The sequence below is a fragment of the Pseudomonas sp. CJQ_9 genome, from assembly GCF_043106615.1.
Taxonomy (GTDB): Bacteria; Pseudomonadota; Gammaproteobacteria; order Pseudomonadales; family Pseudomonadaceae; genus Aquipseudomonas; species Aquipseudomonas juntendi.
In genome coordinates, this window is sequence record NZ_JBICMS010000006.1 from 1 (window position 1) to 19,742 (window position 19,742).

Here is a 19,742-nt window from a genome sequence, read left to right on the forward strand (position 1 = left end):
ACAAAAAGCATTACTTCGTTGGAACGGCCGAAGCGCTGGTGGAAAAGGCGCACAAGGTGTGCCCGTACTCCAATGCCACCCGCGGCAATGTGAATGTGCGGCTGCACGTAGCCGTTTAAGCCTGCCCTCCAGGTGCAGCGATGCACAATTGGCAGGCACAAAAAAACCCGGCCGAAGCCGTTTTTTTACCCTTCACAAGAAGCATTACTTCTTGGAACGGCCGAAGCGCTGGTGGAAAAGGCGCACAAGGTGTGCCCGTACTCCAACGCCACCCGCGGTAATGTGGATGTACGGCTGCACGTAGCCGTCTAAACCTGCCCTGCAGGTGCAGTGATGCACAATTGGCAGACACAAAAAAACCCGGCCGAAGCCGGGTTTTTTGCCTTTCACAAGAAGCATTACTTCTTGGAACGGCCCTTGAAGCTGTTGTCGCGGGTGTCGATGTCGATCCACTCGTCGATCTGGATGAAGTCGGCAACCGAAATCTCGGTACCGTTCTTCAGTTTGGCAGGCTTCATGACCTTGCCCGAGGTGTCGCCGCGCGCAGCGTTCTCGGTGTAGACAACCTGACGGCTGATGGTGGTCGGCAGTTCAACCGATACCAGGCGGCCTTCGAAGAACACGGCTTCGCAGACGTCTTCCATGCCTTCTTCGATGTAAGGCAGAACAGCTTCGATGTCTTCTTCGTTCAGCTCGTACATGGTGTAGTCGCTGGTGTCCATGAAGGTGTACGAATCACCGCTGATGAACGACAGGGTCGCTTCTTTGCGGTCCAGGATCACGTCGTCCAGCTTGTCGTCTGCACCGTATACGGTTTCGGTTTTGTAGCCGGTCAGCAGGTTCTTCAGCTTGGTTTTCATGATCGCGCTGTTACGGCCCGACTTGGTGAACTCAGCTTTTTGAACCAGCCACGGGTCGTTGTCGATGCGCAGCACGGTACCGGGTTTCAGTTCTTTACCAGTTTTCATTACGAAGTATCCGAATCTGGATGGATTTATAAAAATCGAGGCCGCATATCATAGCGAATTTCCATAAAAGTGTACTAGCGCCGTGGCAAGGTCCGGCTGAGCGGCCTGTTGCGCCGCCCAGCGCCGGGCGTGCTGCTGCAGTTGCGGCCAATACCGGCGGGCTTCCTGCCAGGCCTGGCCCATGTCCTGATCCATGTTCCAGGCCCGCCACAGGCCCAGCAACGCGGCGCCGGCATCGGCTGACAAACCGCGTCGGTAATGCGCCAGGAACGCTTCGAGCTTTTCCCAGTGAGCATTCTCGTCCTGCACGTAGATGTGCCACAACATGGGCTGCCCGGCCCACTGCGCCCGCACGAACGAATCCTCGCCCCGCACCGCATTGAAGTCGCAGCACCACAGCAGCCGATCGAAATCATCCTGGCTGACGAACGGCAACACCTGCACGGTCAGCGCACCACGCGTGCGCACCTGCCCGGCCTGCAGCGGCGCCTCGCCAAGCCAGTGGCTGAGGCCGGCGACCACACGGCCTTGCGGCACCAGCAGGTGGCAGGCTTGGTCACCGGCAGCCAAGGCATCGAGCCATTTTCCCAGTTGCGGGTTTTCATAGGCGAACAGGCTGATCAGCAGCGCCCCGGGCGCGGGGCTTACAGCCAACCCCTGCAGGAACGCCTGCCGGGCAGCCGCCGACTGTTGCAACGCGTCGCGGCGGGCCAGCAGCTCAGCCTCGCGCAGCAGGCCACCGGTGTTTTCGGTGAAGCCGGGGAAGAAGAACACTTTGCGCAGGCCATTTGCCTGCGGCGACGGCAGACCATGGCAACCCTCTACCCAATCCTCGGCACTGAGGTATTCAAGGTTCAACCACAGTGGTGGCCGGGGGGAGGCCCGCATGGCCTCGACATAGGTCGCTGGCAACTGGCAGGCAAAGGCACCGATCACCACATCGGCAGGCGCTACCGGCAACCAGGCCGCCGGCCACTGGCGTACGTCCACGCCCTGCTGCCACTGCTGCGCCGCGTTGGCGTCGGCGCCGGGGCACATGGGCGTGAAGGCGTTGAGATCATCCACCCACAGGCGCACCGCCAGGCCATGCTCGGCCACCAACTGCCGGGCCAGGCGCCAGGTCACGCCAATATCGCCGTAGTTGTCGACCACGCTGCAGAAGATGTCCCAGGTGGCTTTCATGCGCCGTTCCCTTTAACTTGCGTAAAAACGCGGATTCTGCCCGACAGCATGCGACAATGCACCCCGCCCACTTGCCAAGGAGGCCGCCATGCCCCGCCGCCGTGAACTGACCATCACCCTGAAGCCGTTGCAGTTGATACTGTGCGTGGCTTTGGGCCTATGGCTTGGCGCAATGGCGATTGCCCTTAGCCTGCTGCTGGCCCATCAACTGTGGCCGCTCCCGCCCGAGCGGCAAGCCGCGGCCCCGGCCGTGGCACCAGCACCGGCACCGGTGCAACCGGCCGATGCGCAAGCTGAAATGTTCGAGCGCTACAAGCACATGCTGCAGCAACAGGAACAACAACAGGCCGCTGAGGCTGCGCAGGGTAACCCGCGCAACCTGAACAGCCCCAAGTGCCAGTTCTGGCTGCAACAGAATCGCACTGCACCTACCGACAAAAGCCAGGCCAACGTGCTGGAGTTCTGTTATTGACCACGCGCAAGCACCACCTGCTGGCACAGATCGTCGCCACCCTGGAACATGACCTGGACGTGCTGACCCGTGCGGCCCAAACCGCCTATGAAGCCGCCACGGCGGAAGAGAACGTCGCCGAGAACAAGTACGACACCCTGGGCCTGGAGGCCTCGTACCTGGCCACCGGGCAAGCCCGACGCAGTGCGCAAATCCGCCAGGCACTGCTGATTTACCAGCAACTGCTGCTGCGCGATTATGACCCGGCGCGCGGGGTGCACATGAGCAACCTGGTGACCCTGGAGGATGAAACTGGCGAACAACGTCGGGTGTTTCTGGGGCCTGAAGCTGCCGGCCTGAAAATTGCCGCAGCAGACGGGCTGGTGACAGTGATCACCCCGCGCTCGCCCCTGGGGCAAGTATTGCTGGGTAAACGGGTGGATGATGAGGTGAGCCTGGGAGTGCAGGTACTGTTCGTCGTTGATGTTGCCTGACGCCTACTAACACTGCAGGGCATCGAAGCGCCCCGCCAGGCCCTGCTCGGCGAACTGCTCGACGATGAAATCGACGAATGCACGGGTCTTGCCCGGCAACAGCTTGTGCTCGGCGAAATACAGGCTGATATGCCCATCGTCCACATACCAGTCCGGCAACACCCGCTGCAACCGGCCGGCCTGCAGGTAGGGCACCGCGAACGGCAAACTCACCAGCGCAATCCCCAGCCCCTGCTCGGCCACCGCGCAGGCAGCGTCCGAATCGCTCATGGTCATGGCCTGGCGCAAGAGCAATGGCTGCTGTCCCTGCCAGCGGCTGGTCAACGGCCACGAGCGCACCCGCCCGGTCTGCGGCGAGCGGATCAGAATGCCGTCATGGCGCTGCAACACGTGCGGCTCATCGATCTGTGCATGCCGCTGCAGGTACGCCGGCGCCGCCACCAGCACCCGGTGCGCCGGGGTCAACTTGCGCGCCACCACCCCCGGCGGCAGTTCAAAACCACCGCCAATGGCCGCGTCGAAGCCCTGGCCGATCAGGTCGACCTGGCGGTTATCGAAATGCCAGTCCGGAGTAATGGCTGGGTAGCGGCGCAGAAATTCGCCCAGCAAGGGCAGCACGTACAAACGCCCGAACACCGTGCCCATGCTGACCCGCAGCAGCCCGGCCGGTTGCCCTTCGGCACTGGCCAGGTTGGCCACCGCATACTGAATGGTGCGAAAGCTGTCGCTTACCTCGCCAAGAAAACGCTGCCCTGCTTCGGTCAAGGTCAGCTTGCGGGTACTACGCTGGAACAACCGCACCCCCAGGCGCGCCTCCAACTGCGCAACGTGCTTGCCCACGGCAGCCGGCGTAATGCGCAAGCGCCTGGCCGCTTCGGCAAAGCTGCCTACCTCGGCACTGCGGATGAAGCATTCCAACGCGTTGAACGATTCCATGGCCATGATTGGCAACCAAAAGTTTACTCTGCTTATAGTGATTGCCATCTTATCAGCAAGTAATCGAGCGCCGATACTGCGCCTATCCAAGGCATTCCAGCCTGGCTTACAGCAGGAGATCAGCATGTCCAAGCAACTTACACTCGAAGGCAAGGTGGCCCTGGTACAGGGCGGTTCCCGGGGTATTGGCGCGGCTATCGTGCGGCGCCTGGCCCGCGAGGGTGCGCAAGTGGCCTTCACCTACGTCAGCTCTGCCGGGCCGGCAGAAGACCTGGCACGGGAAATCGGCGACAACGGCGGCAAGGCCCTGGCCCTGCGCGCCGACAGCGCCGATGCCGCTGCCGTGCAGCTGGCCGTGGATGACACAGTGAAGGCCTTCGGCCGGCTGGATATCCTGGTCAACAACGCCGGGGTACTGACGGTCGCGCCGCTCACCGAATTCGACCTCGCCGATTTCGACCGCACGTTGGCGGTGAACGTACGCAGTGTCTTTGTCGCCAGCCAGGCCGCAGCGCGGTACATGGGCCAGGGCGGGCGCATCATCAACATTGGCAGCACCAATGCCGAGCGCATGCCGTTTGCCGGCGGCGCGCCTTATGCCATGAGCAAGTCGGCGCTGGTCGGCCTGACCCGCGGCATGGCGCGCGACCTGGGGCCGCAGGGTATTACCGTGAACAACGTGCAACCAGGGCCAGTGGACACCGACATGAACCCGGCCAGCGGCGAATTCGCCGAGAGCCTGATCCCGCTGATGGCAATTGGGCGGTATGGCGAAGCGGACGAGATTGCCAGCTTCGTGGCCTACCTGGCGGGGCCTGAGGCGGGCTATATCACGGGAGCGAGCTTGACGGTGGACGGTGGCTTTGCCGCCTGATTGCGCCGTTGGTGGCGGGGCTGGGCTGGCGGGCGCTTGCCTTTGGTGCAGTGGCACACGGTAGATCGAGCGCCACCCGCCGCCCCCGGCCCCGCAAATGCATTGGCGCCGTGCCCGGCACTTGCCGATAATACCCCACTTGCTGCTGCCCGCTACGAGAAACACATGCCCGCCCCTCCTCTCAGCCGCACCCTGATCCTGCTGATGGCCACCGCCACCGGCCTGGCCGTGGCCAGTAACTACTACGCCCAGCCGCTGTTGCACAGCATTGCCCAGCAATTCGGCCTGAGCACCGCCAGCGCCGGCAGTATCGTGATTGCCGCCCAGCTCAGCTATGGCGCCGGCCTGTTGCTGCTGGCACCGCTAGGCGACCTGTTCGAGCAGCGTCGGCTGATTACCGTGATGACCGCCATTGCCACTCTCGGCCTGGTCATCAGCGCCTGTGCCCCTGGCCTGCCGTGGCTGATTCTTGGTACGGCGTTGACCGGCCTGTTCTCGGTAGTGGCACAAATTCTGGTGCCCATGGCTGCCTCGCTGAGCGAGCCGCAGCAGCGCGGCCGTGCGGTCGGCACACTGATGAGCGGGCTGCTGCTGGGCATTCTGCTGGCGCGCACCGCGGCCGGCTTCATGGCCGAACTGGGCGGCTGGCGCAGTATCTATGTGCTGGCCGCCGTGCTGATGGCGATTACCGCCGTGGCGCTGTACCGCTGCCTGCCGCAACACCACAGCCATGCCGGGCTGAAGTACCCGGCGCTGATCGGCTCGGTGTTCCGCCTGTTCCTGGAAGAGCCGGTCCTGCGCTTGCGCTCGCTGCTGGGCCTGCTGGCATTCAGCCTGTTCGCCCTGTTCTGGACACCGCTGGCATTTCTGCTGGCAAACCCTCCTTACCATTATTCAGATGCGGTGATCGGCCTGTTCGGCCTGGCGGGTGCAGCCGGTGCACTGTCGGCCAACTGGGCCGGGCGCCTGGCCGACAGAGGCAAGGGCCAGCTGGGCACCACCGTGGGCCTGGTGGTATTGCTGCTGTCGTGGGTACCGTTGGGGTTTGCCCAACAGTCACTGCTGGCCTTGCTGCTGGGCGTGCTGATGCTCGACCTGGCGGTGCAACTGGTCCACGTGAGCAACCAGAACGCCGTGATCGCCCTGCGGCCCGAAGCGCGTACACGCCTCAACGCCGGGTATATCACCTGCTACTTCATTGGCGGTGCGCTGGGCTCTTTGTTGGGCACGCAGCTGTACCAGCGTCAAGGCTGGCTGGGCATCGTCGCGGCAGGGTTGGTCATCGGCGCCTTGGCATTGCTGGCATGGCTGCTTGCCGCGCGTAGAACCGAAGCTCGCCCCTCCGCCAAGGCGGCCTAGCCTGGTCGAAAAATCGACGCCAACTGGCGCCAGCACAAACGGCCAGGCGCATCTGCCTGACGGCCGAGCGCAACGCTGGATCGTCTTAGGGTAAAGGCGGCTGATAAGATGCCGCCTTTTCCCGGCCTGTCGCGCCTCCAGGAGCCCCCCGCATGCCCCCGCGCCCTCCCCGTCTGCCCCTGAGCCTGCTCGGCCTGGGCCTGGCCTTGCAGTGCCCCGCCGTGCTCGCCCAGGGCAGCGTGCTGCTGGCCCCGGTGCAGGTCGTCGATACCTACGCCAACGACGGCTACCAGGCCAGCGAGGCAGCAGTGGGTGGCTTCCAGCCCGCCCCCCTGCTCGACACCCCGGCTTCGATCAGTGTGTTCAGCCAGACACTGCTGGAAGACCGCCAGGTGCGCATGCTCAGCCAGGTGCTGCAAAGCGACGCGTCGGTTGGCGAAAGCTATGCCCCCATCGGTTACTACGAAAACTTCAATGTGCGGGGCTTTGCGCTGAACGCGGCCAGCAGCTACCGCATCAACGGCCAGACCATCGCCGGCGAACAGAGCGTCGCCCTGGAGAACAAGCAGCAGGTGGAACTGCTCAAGGGGCTGTCCGGGCTGCAGAGCGGCGTAGCGGCCCCCGGCGGCTTGATCAACTACGTGACCAAGCGCGCTGAAGCGGTGCGCAGCCTTACGCTGTCGACCAACGAACAGGGCGAGCGCTACCTGGCCACCGACCTTGGCGGCTGGTTTGGCAGCGAACAGCAGTTCGGCCTGCGCGCCAACCTGGCCCATGAAGACCTGCGCTCGTACGTCGACCACGCCGATGGCCAGCGCGACTTCGCCTCGCTGGCCTTCGACTGGCAGATCAGCCCCGACGCCACCCTGCAGCTGGACGCTGAATACCAGCACCGCGAACAGCGCTCGGTGCCCGGTTACCAGTTGCTCGGCGGCAGCGCAGTGCCGCACGGCATCGACCCGGATGACCGGCTGGCCTACCAGCACTGGGCAAAGCCGGTGCAGACCGACTCGCTGAACCTGGGCGGGCGCTTCGAGTACCGCTTCAACGACAACTGGACCGGCACCCTCAGCGCTTCGCGCAGCAAGGTGGTGATCGATGACTACAGCGCGTTTGCCTGGGGCTCGAGTGAAGGCGCGTACTTCGGCAGCACGGGCGATTACGACATCTACGACTACCGCAGCCCAGACGACACCCGCCGCACCGACGAGGCCCAGGCCCTGCTCACCGGGCGCTTCGATGGCTTGGGGGTGGGCCACGAACTGACCGTGGGCAGCAGCGCCCAGCGGCGCACGCTGGACCAGCGCCCGTATTACAACGAGTGGCTGGGTACCGGCAACATCTACACCGGGGCCCCGGCTTTCGAGCCGTCCGACAAGCCGCTTGGCGCCAGCCAGCGCCGCCTGGACAGCCGCCAGTACGGCCTGTTCGTCAGCGACAGCATCCGTTTCAACGACCAATGGCAAACCGTGCTGGGTGCCCGTGAGGTACGCCTGGACGAGCAGACCTGGGACGAGACCGGCGTCGCGGGGCGCCATACCCGCCAATACCAGCTGCTGCCCAATGCTGCGCTCATCTACAAGCCGCAGCCGGAGACCACTGTGTATGCCAGCTACGCCAAGGGGTTGTCTGCTGGCGGGACGGCGCCCTGGTTCGCCAGCAACGCCGCCGAAATCCTTGCGCCGACAACATCACACCAGCTGGAGCTAGGCCTCAAGCACGACTGGCAGGCGCTGAGCCTCAGCGCCGCGCTGTTTCAGATTCGCCAGGCCTACCAGTATGCGCGCCCCGACGGCGCCGGGAGCTTCACTTACGTGCAGCAAGGCCAGCAGAAGAACATCGGCCTGGAACTGGGCGCCAGCGGCTGGCTGACCCGCAGGCTGCAGGTGCAAGCTAGCGCAGCGGCCATTCGGGCGCGGGTGCAGGACAGCGGCACGCCCGACTATGAAGGGCACCAGGCGATCAACGTGCCACGCTTGCGCGCAGCTCTGCACGCCGAATACACCCTGCCGGTCGCAGGCCTGGCGTTGCTGGGCGGCGCACGCTACAGCGCCAGCAAGTATGCGAGCCAGGCGGGGAATGTGGCGGTTGGTGGGTATACGGTATTCGATGTAGGCAGCCGCTATCGTACGCGAGTCGGCGGGTATGACACGGTACTGCGGCTGACGGTGGACAACCTGTTCGACAAGCGTTACTGGCGCGATGTGGGCGACTACCTGGGTGACAACTACCTGTTCCAGGGCGCGCCGCGCAGTGCCCGGCTGTCAGCTTCGGTCAGTTTCTGATATTCAGGGCCGCGTGCGGCCCATCGCCGGCATGCCCGCTGCCACAGGGGCTTTGCAGCCGGCCCAATGGGCTTTGAAGCAAAAAGCCCCCGTGCTTTTCAGCGCGGGGGCTTTTCGTAGAATGTGGCGGTGAAGAAGGGATTTGAACCCTTGATACGATTTCTCGTATACACACTTTCCAGGCGTGCTCCTTCGACCACTCGGACACTTCACCGTTTCTCTCCAAGCCGTGCGGCCCGTCGAGGTGCGCTAATTTAGTGAAAGCGTTCCCCTTTGGCAAGCATTTTTTTCAGTTTTTTCATGTATTTGCACCAGAGCCCGGCTGGGCGCTGACCGACCAGTCAGCCTTGCTGCTTTACCTTGCCCATCGCGCTGGGTAACGTCGGTGCCACGCCAACAAAAGGACTCTGCCATGAGCGAGCTGATTACCTACCACGCCGAAGACGGCATCGCCACCCTGACCCTGAACAACGGCAAGGTCAATGCGATCTCGCCGGATGTCATCAGCGCGTTCAATGCCGCGCTGGACCGCGCCACCGAGGACCGCGCGGTGGTGATCATCACCGGGCAGCCAGGCATTCTATCGGGCGGCTACGACCTGAAGGTGATGACCCGCGGCCCACAGGAAGCCATCAGCCTGGTTACCGCCGGGTCCACCCTCGCCCGCCGCCTGCTGGCTCACCCCTTCCCGGTGGTGGTCGCCTGCCCGGGCAATGCCGTGGCCAAGGGCGCCTTCCTGCTGCTGTCGGCCGACTACCGCATTGGCGTCGAAGGGCCCTACAAGATCTGCCTGAACGAAGTGCAGATCGGCATGACCATGCACCACGCCGGCATCGAACTGGCCCGCGACCGTCTGCGCCGCTCGGCCTTCCACCGGTCGGTGATCAACGCCGAAGTGTTTGACCCGCATGCGTCGGTGGATGCCGGCTTCCTCGACAAGGTGGTGCCTGCCGAACAACTGCAGGAAGCGGCGCTGAGCGTGGCGCGGGAATTGAAGAAGCTGAACATGCTGGCGCACAAGAACACCAAGCTGAAGGTGCGCAAAGGGCTGCTCGAGGCCTTGGACACCGCCATACAACTGGACCAGCAGCCTATGGGTTGAGCCCGCTGGCCGCGACGCGGGGCAGGCGTACGCTGCTCCCGCGCAGGAGTGGGCTCACCCGCGAAGAGGCCAGCACAAGCTGACACCGGCATTTGCCCCAACCAGTGCACAGCCGTACACTGCCCGGCGACTGTCTGGTGTGAGTCGTACCATGCTTTATTTATTGCGCATGCTCCTGCTGGCGCTGCACTTTCTCGCCGTTGGCGTCCTGGGCCTGGCCATTGGCCTGTGCCGCCCCTTCAACCCCGACAACAGCCGCCTGTTCGCCCGCCTTTACAGCCGGCCGGCCACCTGGCTGCTGCGCATCAAGGTCAAGGCCGAGGTCGGCCCGCTGTGGGACCAACCACCCGGTTGCGTGATCGTCGCCAACCACCAGTCCAACTTCGATCTGTTCGTGCTGGGCCAGGTGGTGCCGCAGCGCACGGTCGCCATCGGCAAGAAAAGCCTGGGCTGGATACCGTTGTTCGGTCAGCTGTTCTGGCTGGGCGGCAACGTGTTGGTCGACCGCAACAATGCCTACCAGGCGCGCAAGGCCCTGCAGAAGACCACCCGGGTGCTGCAGAACGACACCTCTATCTGGATTTTCCCCGAAGGCACACGTAATGCCGGCGAGCAGTTGCTGGCGTTCAAGAAAGGCGCGTTTCACATGGCCATCGAGGCCGGCGTGCCGATCGTGCCAGTGTGCGTCAGCCGCTATGCCCGGCGCCTGAGCCTGAACAGCTGGCGCCGGCGCACCGTGATCGTGCGCTCGCTGCCGCCCATTGCCACCGCGGGCCTGACCCAGCAGGACCTGCCAGCGCTGGTGGAGCAATGCCGTGTGCAGATGCAACAGTGCATCGACCGCATGGAAGGGGAGCTGGGCAAGGGCTAGGTTGCTCTTCAGCCGTCTACAGCCCAAGCTATGAACCGTGTTCAACCGGAATAAGCGGGCAACCATGGGTCGAGTAGTGGCGTCAGCGGTGTACAGCGCCGGCCGGAAGGTCACCAACATCAGCATCGACGAAGGCAGCGAGTGGGCACGCAAGCCCGGGCATTTTGTGTGGATCGGCCTGGAAGAGCCCAACGCCGAGGAGCTGGCTACCCTGCAATGCCAGTTCAACCTGCATGAACTGGCCATTGAAGACGCCCTGGAAAAGCACAGCCGGCCCAAGCTCGAGACATTCGGCGACGCGCTGTTCATCGTCACTTACTCGCCGGTACGTCACGAAGGCAAGCTGGAGTTCATCGAAACCCACATCTTCGCCGGCAACGGCTACATCATCACCTGCCGCAACGGCCACTCCAAATCCTATGCCATGGTGCGCCAGCGCTGCGAGGCGCGGCCCTTGCTGCTGGAGCACGGTGAAGACTTCGTGCTGTACGCCCTGCTCGACTTTGTCACCGAAAACTACCAGCCAGTCAGCGAAGCCATCCATGGCGAGATCGAAGCGCTGGAGCAGAGCGTGCTGGGTGGCTCACTGCAAGAGGACGACATTCGCCGCCTGCACAGCCTGCGCCGCGATATCCTGCGCCTGCGCCGCTACGTGGCCCCCATGGTTGAGGTCAGCGAAGAGCTGCAGCGCCTGAGCTTCCCCTTCATCGACAAGAACATGCGCCCGTATTTTCGTGATGTGCAAATCCACGTCACCCGGCAGATGGAGGACTTGTCGGGCATTCGCGACATTGCCAGCCAGACCATCGAGATCGGCATGTTCCTCGAGTCGTCACGGCAAAGCATCGTGCAACGCAAGTTTGCCGCGTGGGCGGCGATCCTGGCGTTCCCCACGGCGATTGCCGGGGTGTATGGGATGAACTTCCAGAATATGCCGGAGCTGAGCTGGCATTATGGCTATTTTGCGGTGTTGGGGGTGATTGCTGTGGGGTGTACCGGGTTGTATGCCAGTTTCAAGAGGTCGGGCTGGCTATAGGCAGCTCGCGGCACCATCGCGACACAAGGCCGCTAAGAGCGGGTTTACCCGCGAAGCAGGCGGCGCGGTGGATGGCACCGGCCTTGCCGGTGTGGGAGCGGGCGTGCCCGCGAACACCGGCGCAGCCGGTGCCAAACACCGCGTCGCCTGCTTCGCGGGCAAGCCCGCTCCCACAATGAATCGCGCAGGCTTTTCAAATTTTGAGAAAGACAGTTGCTCCTACATCGGTAGCGTGAGCTGTAAGAGCGGGTTTACCCGCGAAGCAGGCGGCGCGGTGGCTGTGCTGGGCCGCCGAGCGGCCTCCGGCAATCTCAGGCGTTACCGGAAAGCTTGAGCCGCGCCGCCTGGGTGAAGTCCAGCATGCGGTTCAATGGCTTGATCGCCTTGGGCACCAACGCGGGGTCGACAAAAATCTCATCCCCCCCATTGCGCAGGCAGTGCAGCACGCGCTCGAGGGTGTTCATGGCCATCCACGGGCAGTGCGCGCAGCTGCGGCAGGCGGCGCCGTTGCCGGCTGTAGGCGCTTCGACGAATACCTTGTCCGGGCACAACTGCTGCATCTTGTAGAAGATGCCGCGGTCGGTAGCAACGATGAAGGTCTTGTTCGGCAAGGTCTGCGCGGCCTTGATCAATTGGCTGGTGGAACCCACCGCATCCGCCAACTCGATCACCGCTTCCGGTGATTCGGGGTGCACGAGGATGGCGGCGTCCGGGTACAACGCCTTCATGTCAGCCAACTGGCGCGACTTGAATTCTTCATGGACGATACAGGCACCGTCCCACAACAGCATGTCGGCACCGGTCTGCTTCTGAATGTAACGGCCCAAGTGCTGGTCCGGGCCCCAGATGATGGTTTCGCCGTTGTCCATCAGGCTTTCGACAATTTCCAGTGCGCAGCTGGAGGTCACTACCCAGTCGGCACGGGCCTTCACCGCAGCGGAGGTATTGGCATACACCACCACGGTGCGCTCCGGGTGCTGGTCGCAGAACGCCGAAAACGCTTCGACAGGGCAGCCCAGGTCGAGCGAACAGGTGGCCTCCAGGGTCGGCATCAGCACGCGCTTTTCCGGGGTGAGGATTTTTGCCGTTTCGCCCATGAAGCGCACACCAGCCACGATCACCGTTTCGGCGGGGTGGTTCTTGCCGAAGCGGGCCATTTCCAGCGAGTCGGACACGCAGCCGCCGGTTTCTTCGGCCAGCGCCTGAATGACCGGGTCGCAGTAATAATGGGCGACCAGCACAGCGTTCTGGGCCTTGAGCTCGGCAGCGATGGCCGCACGGTATTCGGCCTCCTGCTCGGCTGTCAGCGGGTTGGGCTGCTTGGCGTCGAGGTGGGCCTGAACCAACAGGCGTTCGGAAATCTGGGTCATGATCGCTGGACCTGCAGGCGCGCGTGCGCATCAAATCGAGTGTATCACCCGGCCCTGACAGATCGGCTAAGGGTGCCGGACGGCGCAGGCCGTCACGGCCCTCTGCGGGCGCGGATTATTATCGGAGGCCGAAGGCTACAGAGAATCCAGCGATTACTAAAGGGGTTTTTGTGTTGCCGGCGCTGGCCTGTTCGCGGGTAAGGCCGGCAACAGGCCAGCGCCGGATAACCATCACCCCCGCGGGGACAGCGCTGCGAGGTGCGCGGCCATCAGCATGGCGAACTCTTCCACGGTCATCTTCTGCCCATTGAAATCGACCATGCCATCGGCATAGTGCAGGCTGCTGACCACATCATCGCCCTGCACGGTGGCCAGGCCGCTTTGCACGGCCATCATGCCGACCATCTCCCCGGCCTGCCCCGACTGCATGGCGATCGCCTGTGCATCGGTTTGGCCATCGAGCAGCGCTTGCAGTGTCGCCAGGTCGCCAATCATGGGTTTGGACAGCGAGAGCTTGCCCTTCACCTCAGTGAGGACCTGTTTGCTCAGTTGGTCCGGCGGCAGGTCGAAGCTGGCCGGCGCGGCGAAATCCATGGCCAGGTTGAAGCGGCTCTCGCCGTTGGCGGTCTTGAACGACAGGTTTTCCAACGCCACCTTGGGCTTGGCCGCCAGCAGTTGCTGCAGGTCGCCCTGGAAGCGGGCCTTTTCGGCGTCGTCCATCTGGATTTGCGGCACCGGCTGGCCGGCAGCAGCGGCAGCTTCGAACTCCGGCAGGTGCGACTGGTACCATTTCGACAAGGCCTGCAGCGCCGGGGCATGGACAGAGGTGATGCTCACCGCCATTTGCGCCTTGCCCACCGCGCGGCCGTCCCAACTGATGTCCCCGACCTTGTACTCCACGCGGCCGCCCACGGTATCGGGGGTTTCAAGGCTCTGCAGGGCATACTGCTCCACGCCCTTGACCAGCAGGACCTGCTGTTTTGGCCCTAGCGTGACCTTGGCCTCGGCCAACAACAGGTCGACGTTGCCCACGTAGATATTGTCGTAAGGCGTGGCCGCCAGGTTGCCACCAAGCTTGAGACCCTGAAGCTCGAATGTGGCCGGTGGCTGGTCGTCATTCACCAGCTTCATCAGCAAACGGTCGGCATGGCCGTGGAACTTGGAGGCCTTGCCGTCCTTGTCGCCACTGACCTCCAATTGCATCCCTGAAAAATCGAGGCGGTTGCCGTCTGCCTTGTCGAGCTTGAGCGGGGCCAGTTGAATCTGGCTGACCACATCCCCCCCGTAACCCAGGCTGGTCTGCGCGCTGAGCGGCACCTTGCCGCCGGCAGCGTCGAACCAAGGCGCGACGGCATCGTCCTTCTGCAACGTGCTGTTGCTAACGGCCATCACCGGCACCAGCTTCAGCGCCTTGATGCGCGACCAGGGGAATGGGCCGTGCTCGATGTGGTCGGTCACGCCCACGTCGAAGTTGATCACCTCGCCTTCACCCACGTTGATGTCGCGGGCCTTGAGCCGGTACTGGGCGGTACTGCTGAAGAAGTGCTGTTCCAGCGACACCCGCTCGATACGCATGCTGCCACCGGTGGTGACCAGGGCCTTTTGCAGCTCGGCGTTGCTGCGGGCCACCGCGTTGTCCAGCTCGGCTGGCAACTGCTTGCCGGTGTACCAGGCGCCAGCGGTGGTTGCGACGGCGATGGCGACAGCCAGGCCGGAAAGAATGCCAACTGATTTCTTCATGAATTGAACCGATTGCTGTCCGTAAGGGCTGATTAGGCGGCCACGGGCCACACAGAGTGCGAAGAGTATCACCCCCACAGGCAAGGGACGCAGGGCAAAGTGCTGAAATCCTGCCTTTCGGAAGCGTCCGACAAACCGCCTAATCCGACGGTCAAATTGTTGATTTTTTCGAACACATCAATTGATCATAACCGCAAAAAAACGCGTAAAAACCGAACAAACCCCAAAAAGAATCGATAAATATTTCAATTGCGTAACATCTTGTCATGTTTAACTTGACACCCACCTACCCATCGTTTTTTATTTTCACCACTTTGCGCGTCCCCCGCGCCTTCCGCCGCTCCAACATAAAAGGTGAACAACATGGAGCCCACCCGCTCGCCCTTGCCGCATGCGCCATACCCCGTGCCCGCCGTACACGCCCAGCAACAGGAGCCATGCCAGCATGCAGCATGACCCTAGCGCTGCCGACAACGGCCAACTTCGCAAAACCCTGCGCCTGTGGCACGTGATCATCATCGGCCTGGCCTACCTGACACCGATGACGGTATTCGACACTTTCGGCATCGTCAGCGGGATAACCGCCGGCCACGTGCCCAGCGCGTACATCCTGGCGCTGGCCGGCATCCTGTTCACCGCAGTCAGCTATGGCACCCTGGTAAAACGCTTTCCGCAGTCGGGTTCGGCCTACACCTACACCCAGCGCGCGATCAACCCGCACGTGGGTTTCCTGGTCGGCTGGTCGTCGTTACTGGATTACCTGCTGCTGCCAATGGTCAATGCCCTGCTGGCCAAGCTGTACCTCTCGGCGATGTTCCCGGAAGTACCTGCGTGGGTGTGGGTGGCCGCTTTCGTGACCCTCATCAGCCTGATCAACATGCGCAGCGTGAACCTGGTGGCGCACTTCAACCTGCTGTTCGTGGGCGTGCAGGTGGCGATCATCGCCGTGTTCATCTACCTGTGCGTGCGTGGCCTGCACCATGGTGAAGGGCTTGGCACGGCCTGGAGCCTGATCCCGTTCGCCGACGGTCAAACCCAGTTCAGCGCACTGGCCGCCGGCGCGACCATCCTGTGCTTCTCGTTCCTGGGCTTTGACGCCGTCACCTGCCTGTCCGAAGAAACCCGCGACCCGGGCAAGACCATCCCGCGGGCGATCTTCCTCACCGCCCTGATCGGTGGCGTGGTGTTCATCACCGTGTCGTACTTCATCCAGGCCTACTTCCCGACCATGGCGCGTTTCCATGACCACGAGGCGGCGCTGCCGGAAATCGCCCTGTATGTCGGGGGCAAACTGTTCCAGTCGGTATTCATTGCCTGCACGGTGATCAACACCATCGCCTCGGGCCTGGCCTCGCAGACCAGCGTGTCGCGCCTGCTGTACGTGATGGGCCGCGACAACGTGATCCCGGCCCGCGTTTTCGCCCGCCTGCACGCACGCTACAAGACACCGGTACTGAACATTGCCGTGGTCGGCATCATTTCGCTGTCGGCGATTTTCTTCGACCTGGTGACTGCTACCTCGATCATCAATTTCGGCGCCCTGGTGGCGTTCAGCTTCGTCAACCTGTCGGTGATCAACCATTGCTACCTTCGCGAGGGCAACCGCAAGGGCCTGGCGAACCAGCTGAAGTACCTGGTACTGCCCACCATCGGCTTCTGCATCATCGTTTCGCTGTGGCTGGACCTCAATGCCCACTCGCTGATCTTTGGCGGTATCTGGGCTGCGCTCGGCCTGCTGTACCTGGGCTGGCTGACCAAGGCGTTCCGCTCGGCGCCCCCCAACTACGTGCCTGAATGACCCACGCTACCCACAACGCCCGCGCCTGGCCGCGGGCGTTGCAGTGTTCGAAAAGGAAAGCTCCATGCTGCTGCGCCGCCTCTCCATCCAATGGAAGATCACCTTGCTGGCCGGCCTTTGCCTGCTGGCGATCGTCGCCTTGCTGGTGGCCACCTCGCTGACTCAGGCACAGCGCAGTGCCACGCTGGTCAACCAAGCCAACACCGCCATGCTCGACAGCAGCGCGCGGCAGCGCCTGGCGGCCCACGCCGAAACCCAGGCCCTGCGCATTCAGCGCTACTTCATGGACGCTTATCAATACGGCAATGGCTTTGCCCGCCTGGTGCAAGTGCTGCAAGCCCGAGGTGGCAACGACCTGCGCGCCGAACTCACCCGCCAGGCGCGAGCCAGCCTGGCCGGCAAACCTGACATGATCGGCCTGTACCTGGTGTTCCAACCCAATGCACTGGACCAACAAGACAGCCAGTACCGCGGCCAGGACGCGGCGGGCAGCAACGAAAGCGGGCGCTTTTCGCTGTACTGGTCGCAGCCGCGCCCGGGCACCCTGGAGCGCGAAGCCATGCCAGAAGCGATGCTTGGCGACGCCAGCATCGGCAGCAACGGCGCGGCGAAGAACCGCTGGCTGACCTGCCCACTGCAGACCGGCACAACCTGCCTGCTGGAACCGTATCTGGACGAGGTCAACGGCAGCCAGGTACTGATGACCAGCATCGCCCTGCCCTTGCTGGAACACGGCAAAGTGGTGGGCGTGGTCGGCCTGGATATCAGCCTGGACAACCTGCAGCAGTTGAGCATAAACGGCCGCCGCGAGCTGTTCGAGGGTCAGGGCCAGGTGAGCATCGCCAGCGCGGGCGGCCTGCTGGCAGGCAATAGCCGCGACGCCAGCATGCTCGGCAAACCCGTTGAGCCTGCAGTTGCCGCTGGCCAGTTACGGGTTGCGCACCCCTTCACGCCCATTCCCGACGCCGCCCCGTGGCAGGTATTGCTGGAAGTGCCAGAAAGCGTGCTGCAGGCACCCGCGGTAGCCCTCAATCAGCGCCTGGATGCGCACAACCAGCGTGCCAACCTGACCAGCCTGCTGATTGGCCTGGGCGCGGCAGTGCTGGGCTTGCTGTTGGTGTGGCTCACGGCGCGCGGGGTCACCCGCCCCATCCTGGCGGTGGCTGCCCGGCTTGAAGACATCGCCAGCGGCGAAGGCGACCTTACCCGCCGCCTGGACTACGCCCGCCAGGACGAACTGGGCCAGCTCAGCGCGTGGTTCAACCGCTTCCTCGACAAATTGCAGCCGGTCATCGCCCAGGTCAAAGGCTCGCTGCAGGAGGCCCGCGGCACCGCCGACCAGTCGGCAGCCATCGCCAGCCAGACCAGCGCCGGCATGCAGCAGCAGCACCGTGAAATCGAGCAAGTGGCCACGGCGGCCAACGAAATGAGCGCCACTGCACTGGATGTCGCCCATAACGCCGCCCAGGCGGCCCAGGCGGCACGTACCGCCGACCAGGCCAGCCAGGAAGGCCTGCAGTTGATAGACAGCACCCGCCAGGGCATCGACCGGCTGGCACTGGACATGGACACGGCCATGGCCGACGCACGCGCCCTGGAGGGCCGCAGCGCTCAGATCGGCACGGTGCTGGAAGTCATCCGTTCCATCGCCGAGCAGACCAACCTGCTGGCACTGAATGCGGCCATTGAAGCAGCCCGTGCCGGGGAAGCCGGCCGTGGCTTTGCCGTAGTCGCCGACGAGGTGCGCGGGCTGGCACAGCGCACGCAGGTGTCGGTGGAGGAAATTCGCCAGGTCATCGAAGGCTTGCAGCAAGGCACGCAGGATGTCGTGGGCGCCATGCACGAGGGCCAACGCCAGGCGCAAGTCAGTGCCGCACGCATGGAGCAGGCCCTGCCGGCACTGCAACGCATTGGCGAGGCGGTGGCGGTGATCAGCGACATGAACTTGCAGATCGCCTCGGCCGCGGAGCAACAGAGCGCAGTGGCCGAAGAGGTGAACCGCAACGTAGCCGGCATTCGCGACGTTACCCAATCGCTGGCAGGCCAGGCAGACGAGTCGGCTCGCATCAGCCAGGCCTTGAACCGGCTGGCCAACCAGCAACAAGCGCTCATGGAGCAGTTCCGCGTCTAATCTGTGAGGGCTTCTTAGCGGGTACCCCCCCCACAGGGACCCGCACTGGCCTTTGAAGACATGCCCCCTGTAGGAGCGGGTTTACCCGCGAAGAGGCCCTCACAGGCACCACAGCATCATCGATTTTGCCGAGCACACCTTATGCAAACCGCACCCCGATCCTCGTTCTTCGACATCACCAGCGAACAGGGCCTGCTGCGCACCTCGATCGCCGTCACCCTGTTCATCGCCAGCATCGGCATCGCTTTCGGCGTGGCCTCCGGTTCGTTCTCGATCATGTTCGATGGCGTTTACTCACTGGTCGACGCCAGCATGAGCGGCCTGTCGCTGGTGGTGGTCAAGCTGATCACCTCGCATACCACCAGCGTGCAGATGTCGCGCAAGCTGCGCGAGCGTTTCACCATGGGCTTCTGGCACCTGGAGCCGATGGTGCTGGCACTCAATGGCATCCTGCTCAGTGGCGTGGCGGTCTATGCCCTGATCAACGCCGTCAGCAGCCTGCTGCAGGGCGGCCGACACCTGGAGTTCGGCATTGCCATGGTCTACGCGGTAGTGACCGTGATCTGCTGCGTGACCATCGCCCTGGTCGAGGCCCGCGCCAACCGCCAGCTGAAGTCGGACTTCGTGGCCATGGACGTCAAGGGCTGGGTGATGTCGGCCAGCATCACCGCTGCACTGCTGATCGCCTTCTGCTTTGGTTACGCGGTTCAGGGAACCTCATGGGAGTGGGTATCACCGTACATCGACCCGGCGGTACTGGCCCTGGTGTGCCTGGTGATTGTGCCGCTGCCGATGGCGGTGGTGCGCCAGGCCCTGGCGGAGATTTTCCTGGTCACCCCAGGCGACCTCAAGCTGCACGTGGACGAAGTGGCCAAGGCCTTTGTCGCCCGCCACGGATTGCAGTCCTACCGTGCCTATGTTGCCAAGGTCGGGCGCTCACGCGAGATCGAGCTGTACTTCATCGTACCCAAGGCCATGGCAGCGAAGACCATCGATGAATGGGACGCGTGGCGCAACGAGATTGGTGAAGCCGTGGGCGGTGAAGGGCCGAACCGCTGGTTGACGGTGGTGTTCACGGGTGACCCGGAATGGGCGGAGTAAGCGTTTGTTCATTGCAGAAGGCTTGCTAAGATCCCCCAAAAGCG

Annotated in this window: 15 protein-coding genes, 1 tRNA gene and 4 pseudogenes; 14 read left to right on the top strand and 6 right to left on the bottom strand. The window is 63.4% G+C overall.

Going from position 1 to position 19,742, the window contains the following annotated elements:
• Nucleotides 1-119, top strand: a pseudogene (locus ACF8SD_RS01210) (hypothetical protein); the annotation flags it as partial.
• Between the two features lie 100 nt (nt 120-219).
• Nucleotides 220-312, top strand: a pseudogene (locus ACF8SD_RS01215) (organic hydroperoxide resistance protein); the annotation flags it as partial.
• A gap of 86 nt (nt 313-398) precedes the next feature.
• Here the strand turns inward: ACF8SD_RS01215 and efp are convergent.
• Nucleotides 399-968, bottom strand: coding sequence for an elongation factor P (gene efp / locus ACF8SD_RS01220; protein ID WP_009685223.1), 570 nt, complete (start codon nt 966-968; stop codon nt 399-401).
• A gap of 48 nt (nt 969-1,016) precedes the next feature.
• Nucleotides 1,017-2,150: an elongation factor P maturation arginine rhamnosyltransferase EarP gene (gene earP / locus ACF8SD_RS01225; RefSeq protein WP_392483337.1), complete on the bottom strand. Its 1,134-nt coding sequence runs from the start codon at nt 2,148-2,150 to the stop codon at nt 1,017-1,019.
• Between the two features lie 88 nt (nt 2,151-2,238).
• Here earP and ACF8SD_RS01230 point away from each other — a divergent pair, with 88 nt between their 5' ends.
• Entirely contained in the window at nt 2,239-2,622 is a 384-nt protein-coding gene (locus ACF8SD_RS01230) for a hypothetical protein (RefSeq protein ID WP_173890741.1), read from the top strand.
• Complete coding sequence (locus ACF8SD_RS01235; RefSeq protein WP_392483338.1) at nt 2,619-3,095, top strand: GreA/GreB family elongation factor; 477 nt, start codon at nt 2,619-2,621, stop codon at nt 3,093-3,095. The genes ACF8SD_RS01230 and ACF8SD_RS01235 overlap by 4 nt, the downstream gene beginning before the upstream one ends.
• A 6-nt stretch (nt 3,096-3,101) precedes the next feature.
• Here the strand turns inward: ACF8SD_RS01235 and ACF8SD_RS01240 are convergent, their stop codons facing one another.
• Nucleotides 3,102-4,037: a LysR family transcriptional regulator gene (locus ACF8SD_RS01240; RefSeq protein WP_173890743.1), complete on the bottom strand. Its 936-nt coding sequence runs from the start codon at nt 4,035-4,037 to the stop codon at nt 3,102-3,104.
• Between the two features lie 118 nt (nt 4,038-4,155).
• Here ACF8SD_RS01240 and ACF8SD_RS01245 point away from each other — a divergent pair, with 118 nt between their 5' ends.
• The 3 genes from ACF8SD_RS01245 to ACF8SD_RS01255 all read left to right on the top strand — a co-directional run bounded on the left by ACF8SD_RS01245 (nt 4,156) and on the right by ACF8SD_RS01255 (nt 8,549).
• Nucleotides 4,156-4,905, top strand: coding sequence for a 3-oxoacyl-ACP reductase family protein (locus ACF8SD_RS01245; protein WP_009685217.1), 750 nt, complete (start codon nt 4,156-4,158; stop codon nt 4,903-4,905).
• Between the two features lie 165 nt (nt 4,906-5,070).
• Nucleotides 5,071-6,264, top strand: coding sequence for an MFS transporter (locus ACF8SD_RS01250; protein ID WP_392483339.1), 1,194 nt, complete (start codon nt 5,071-5,073; stop codon nt 6,262-6,264).
• Nucleotides 6,265-6,416: 152 nt separating this feature from the next.
• Nucleotides 6,417-8,549 carry a TonB-dependent siderophore receptor gene (locus ACF8SD_RS01255; protein ID WP_392483341.1) on the top strand — a complete coding sequence of 711 codons (2,133 nt, stop codon included), beginning with the start codon at nt 6,417-6,419 and terminating at the stop codon, nt 8,547-8,549.
• A gap of 124 nt (nt 8,550-8,673) precedes the next feature.
• Here the strand turns inward: ACF8SD_RS01255 and ACF8SD_RS01260 are convergent.
• A tRNA-Ser gene (locus ACF8SD_RS01260) sits at nt 8,674-8,763 on the bottom strand.
• Between the two features lie 198 nt (nt 8,764-8,961).
• Here ACF8SD_RS01260 and ACF8SD_RS01265 point away from each other — a divergent pair.
• The 3 genes from ACF8SD_RS01265 (at nt 8,962) to ACF8SD_RS01275 (ending at nt 11,558) form a co-directional block, all read left to right on the top strand.
• Nucleotides 8,962-9,651, top strand: a complete 690-nt coding sequence (locus ACF8SD_RS01265; RefSeq protein WP_392483343.1) for a crotonase/enoyl-CoA hydratase family protein — start codon at nt 8,962-8,964, stop codon at nt 9,649-9,651.
• A 151-nt stretch (nt 9,652-9,802) separates the two neighbouring features.
• Entirely contained in the window at nt 9,803-10,522 is a 720-nt protein-coding gene (locus ACF8SD_RS01270) for a lysophospholipid acyltransferase family protein (RefSeq protein WP_392483344.1), read from the top strand.
• A gap of 64 nt (nt 10,523-10,586) precedes the next feature.
• Nucleotides 10,587-11,558 carry a magnesium and cobalt transport protein CorA gene (locus tag ACF8SD_RS01275; RefSeq protein ID WP_392483346.1) on the top strand — a complete coding sequence of 324 codons (972 nt, stop codon included), beginning with the start codon at nt 10,587-10,589 and terminating at the stop codon, nt 11,556-11,558.
• Between the two features lie 311 nt (nt 11,559-11,869).
• On the opposite strand, the gene nadA is transcribed toward ACF8SD_RS01275, so the two are convergent.
• Both nadA and ACF8SD_RS01285 read right to left on the bottom strand, forming a co-directional pair.
• The gene (gene nadA, locus ACF8SD_RS01280; protein ID WP_009684090.1) at nt 11,870-12,928 is read right to left on the bottom strand and encodes a quinolinate synthase NadA; all 1,059 of its coding nucleotides are present in this window, start codon (nt 12,926-12,928) and stop codon (nt 11,870-11,872) included.
• Between the two features lie 231 nt (nt 12,929-13,159).
• The gene (locus ACF8SD_RS01285; protein ID WP_173890757.1) at nt 13,160-14,668 is read right to left on the bottom strand and encodes a YdgA family protein; all 1,509 of its coding nucleotides are present in this window, start codon (nt 14,666-14,668) and stop codon (nt 13,160-13,162) included.
• Nucleotides 14,669-15,113: 445 nt separating this feature from the next.
• On the opposite strand from ACF8SD_RS01285, the gene ACF8SD_RS01290 reads away from it, so the two are divergent.
• From ACF8SD_RS01290 to ACF8SD_RS01305, 4 genes and pseudogenes are all read left to right on the top strand, one after another.
• On the top strand, nt 15,114-16,466 hold the full coding sequence (locus ACF8SD_RS01290; RefSeq protein WP_173890758.1) for an APC family permease: 1,353 nt from the start codon (nt 15,114-15,116) through the stop codon (nt 16,464-16,466).
• Nucleotides 16,467-16,875: 409 nt separating this feature from the next.
• Nucleotides 16,876-17,739 (top strand): annotated as a pseudogene (locus tag ACF8SD_RS01295) (HAMP domain-containing protein); the annotation flags it as partial.
• 348 nt (nt 17,740-18,087) lie between these two features.
• A pseudogene (locus ACF8SD_RS01300) lies at nt 18,088-18,597 on the top strand (methyl-accepting chemotaxis protein); the annotation flags it as partial.
• A 141-nt stretch (nt 18,598-18,738) separates the two neighbouring features.
• Entirely contained in the window at nt 18,739-19,698 is a 960-nt protein-coding gene (locus ACF8SD_RS01305) for a cation diffusion facilitator family transporter (protein ID WP_173890760.1), read from the top strand.
• Nucleotides 19,699-19,742 lie beyond the last annotated feature (44 nt).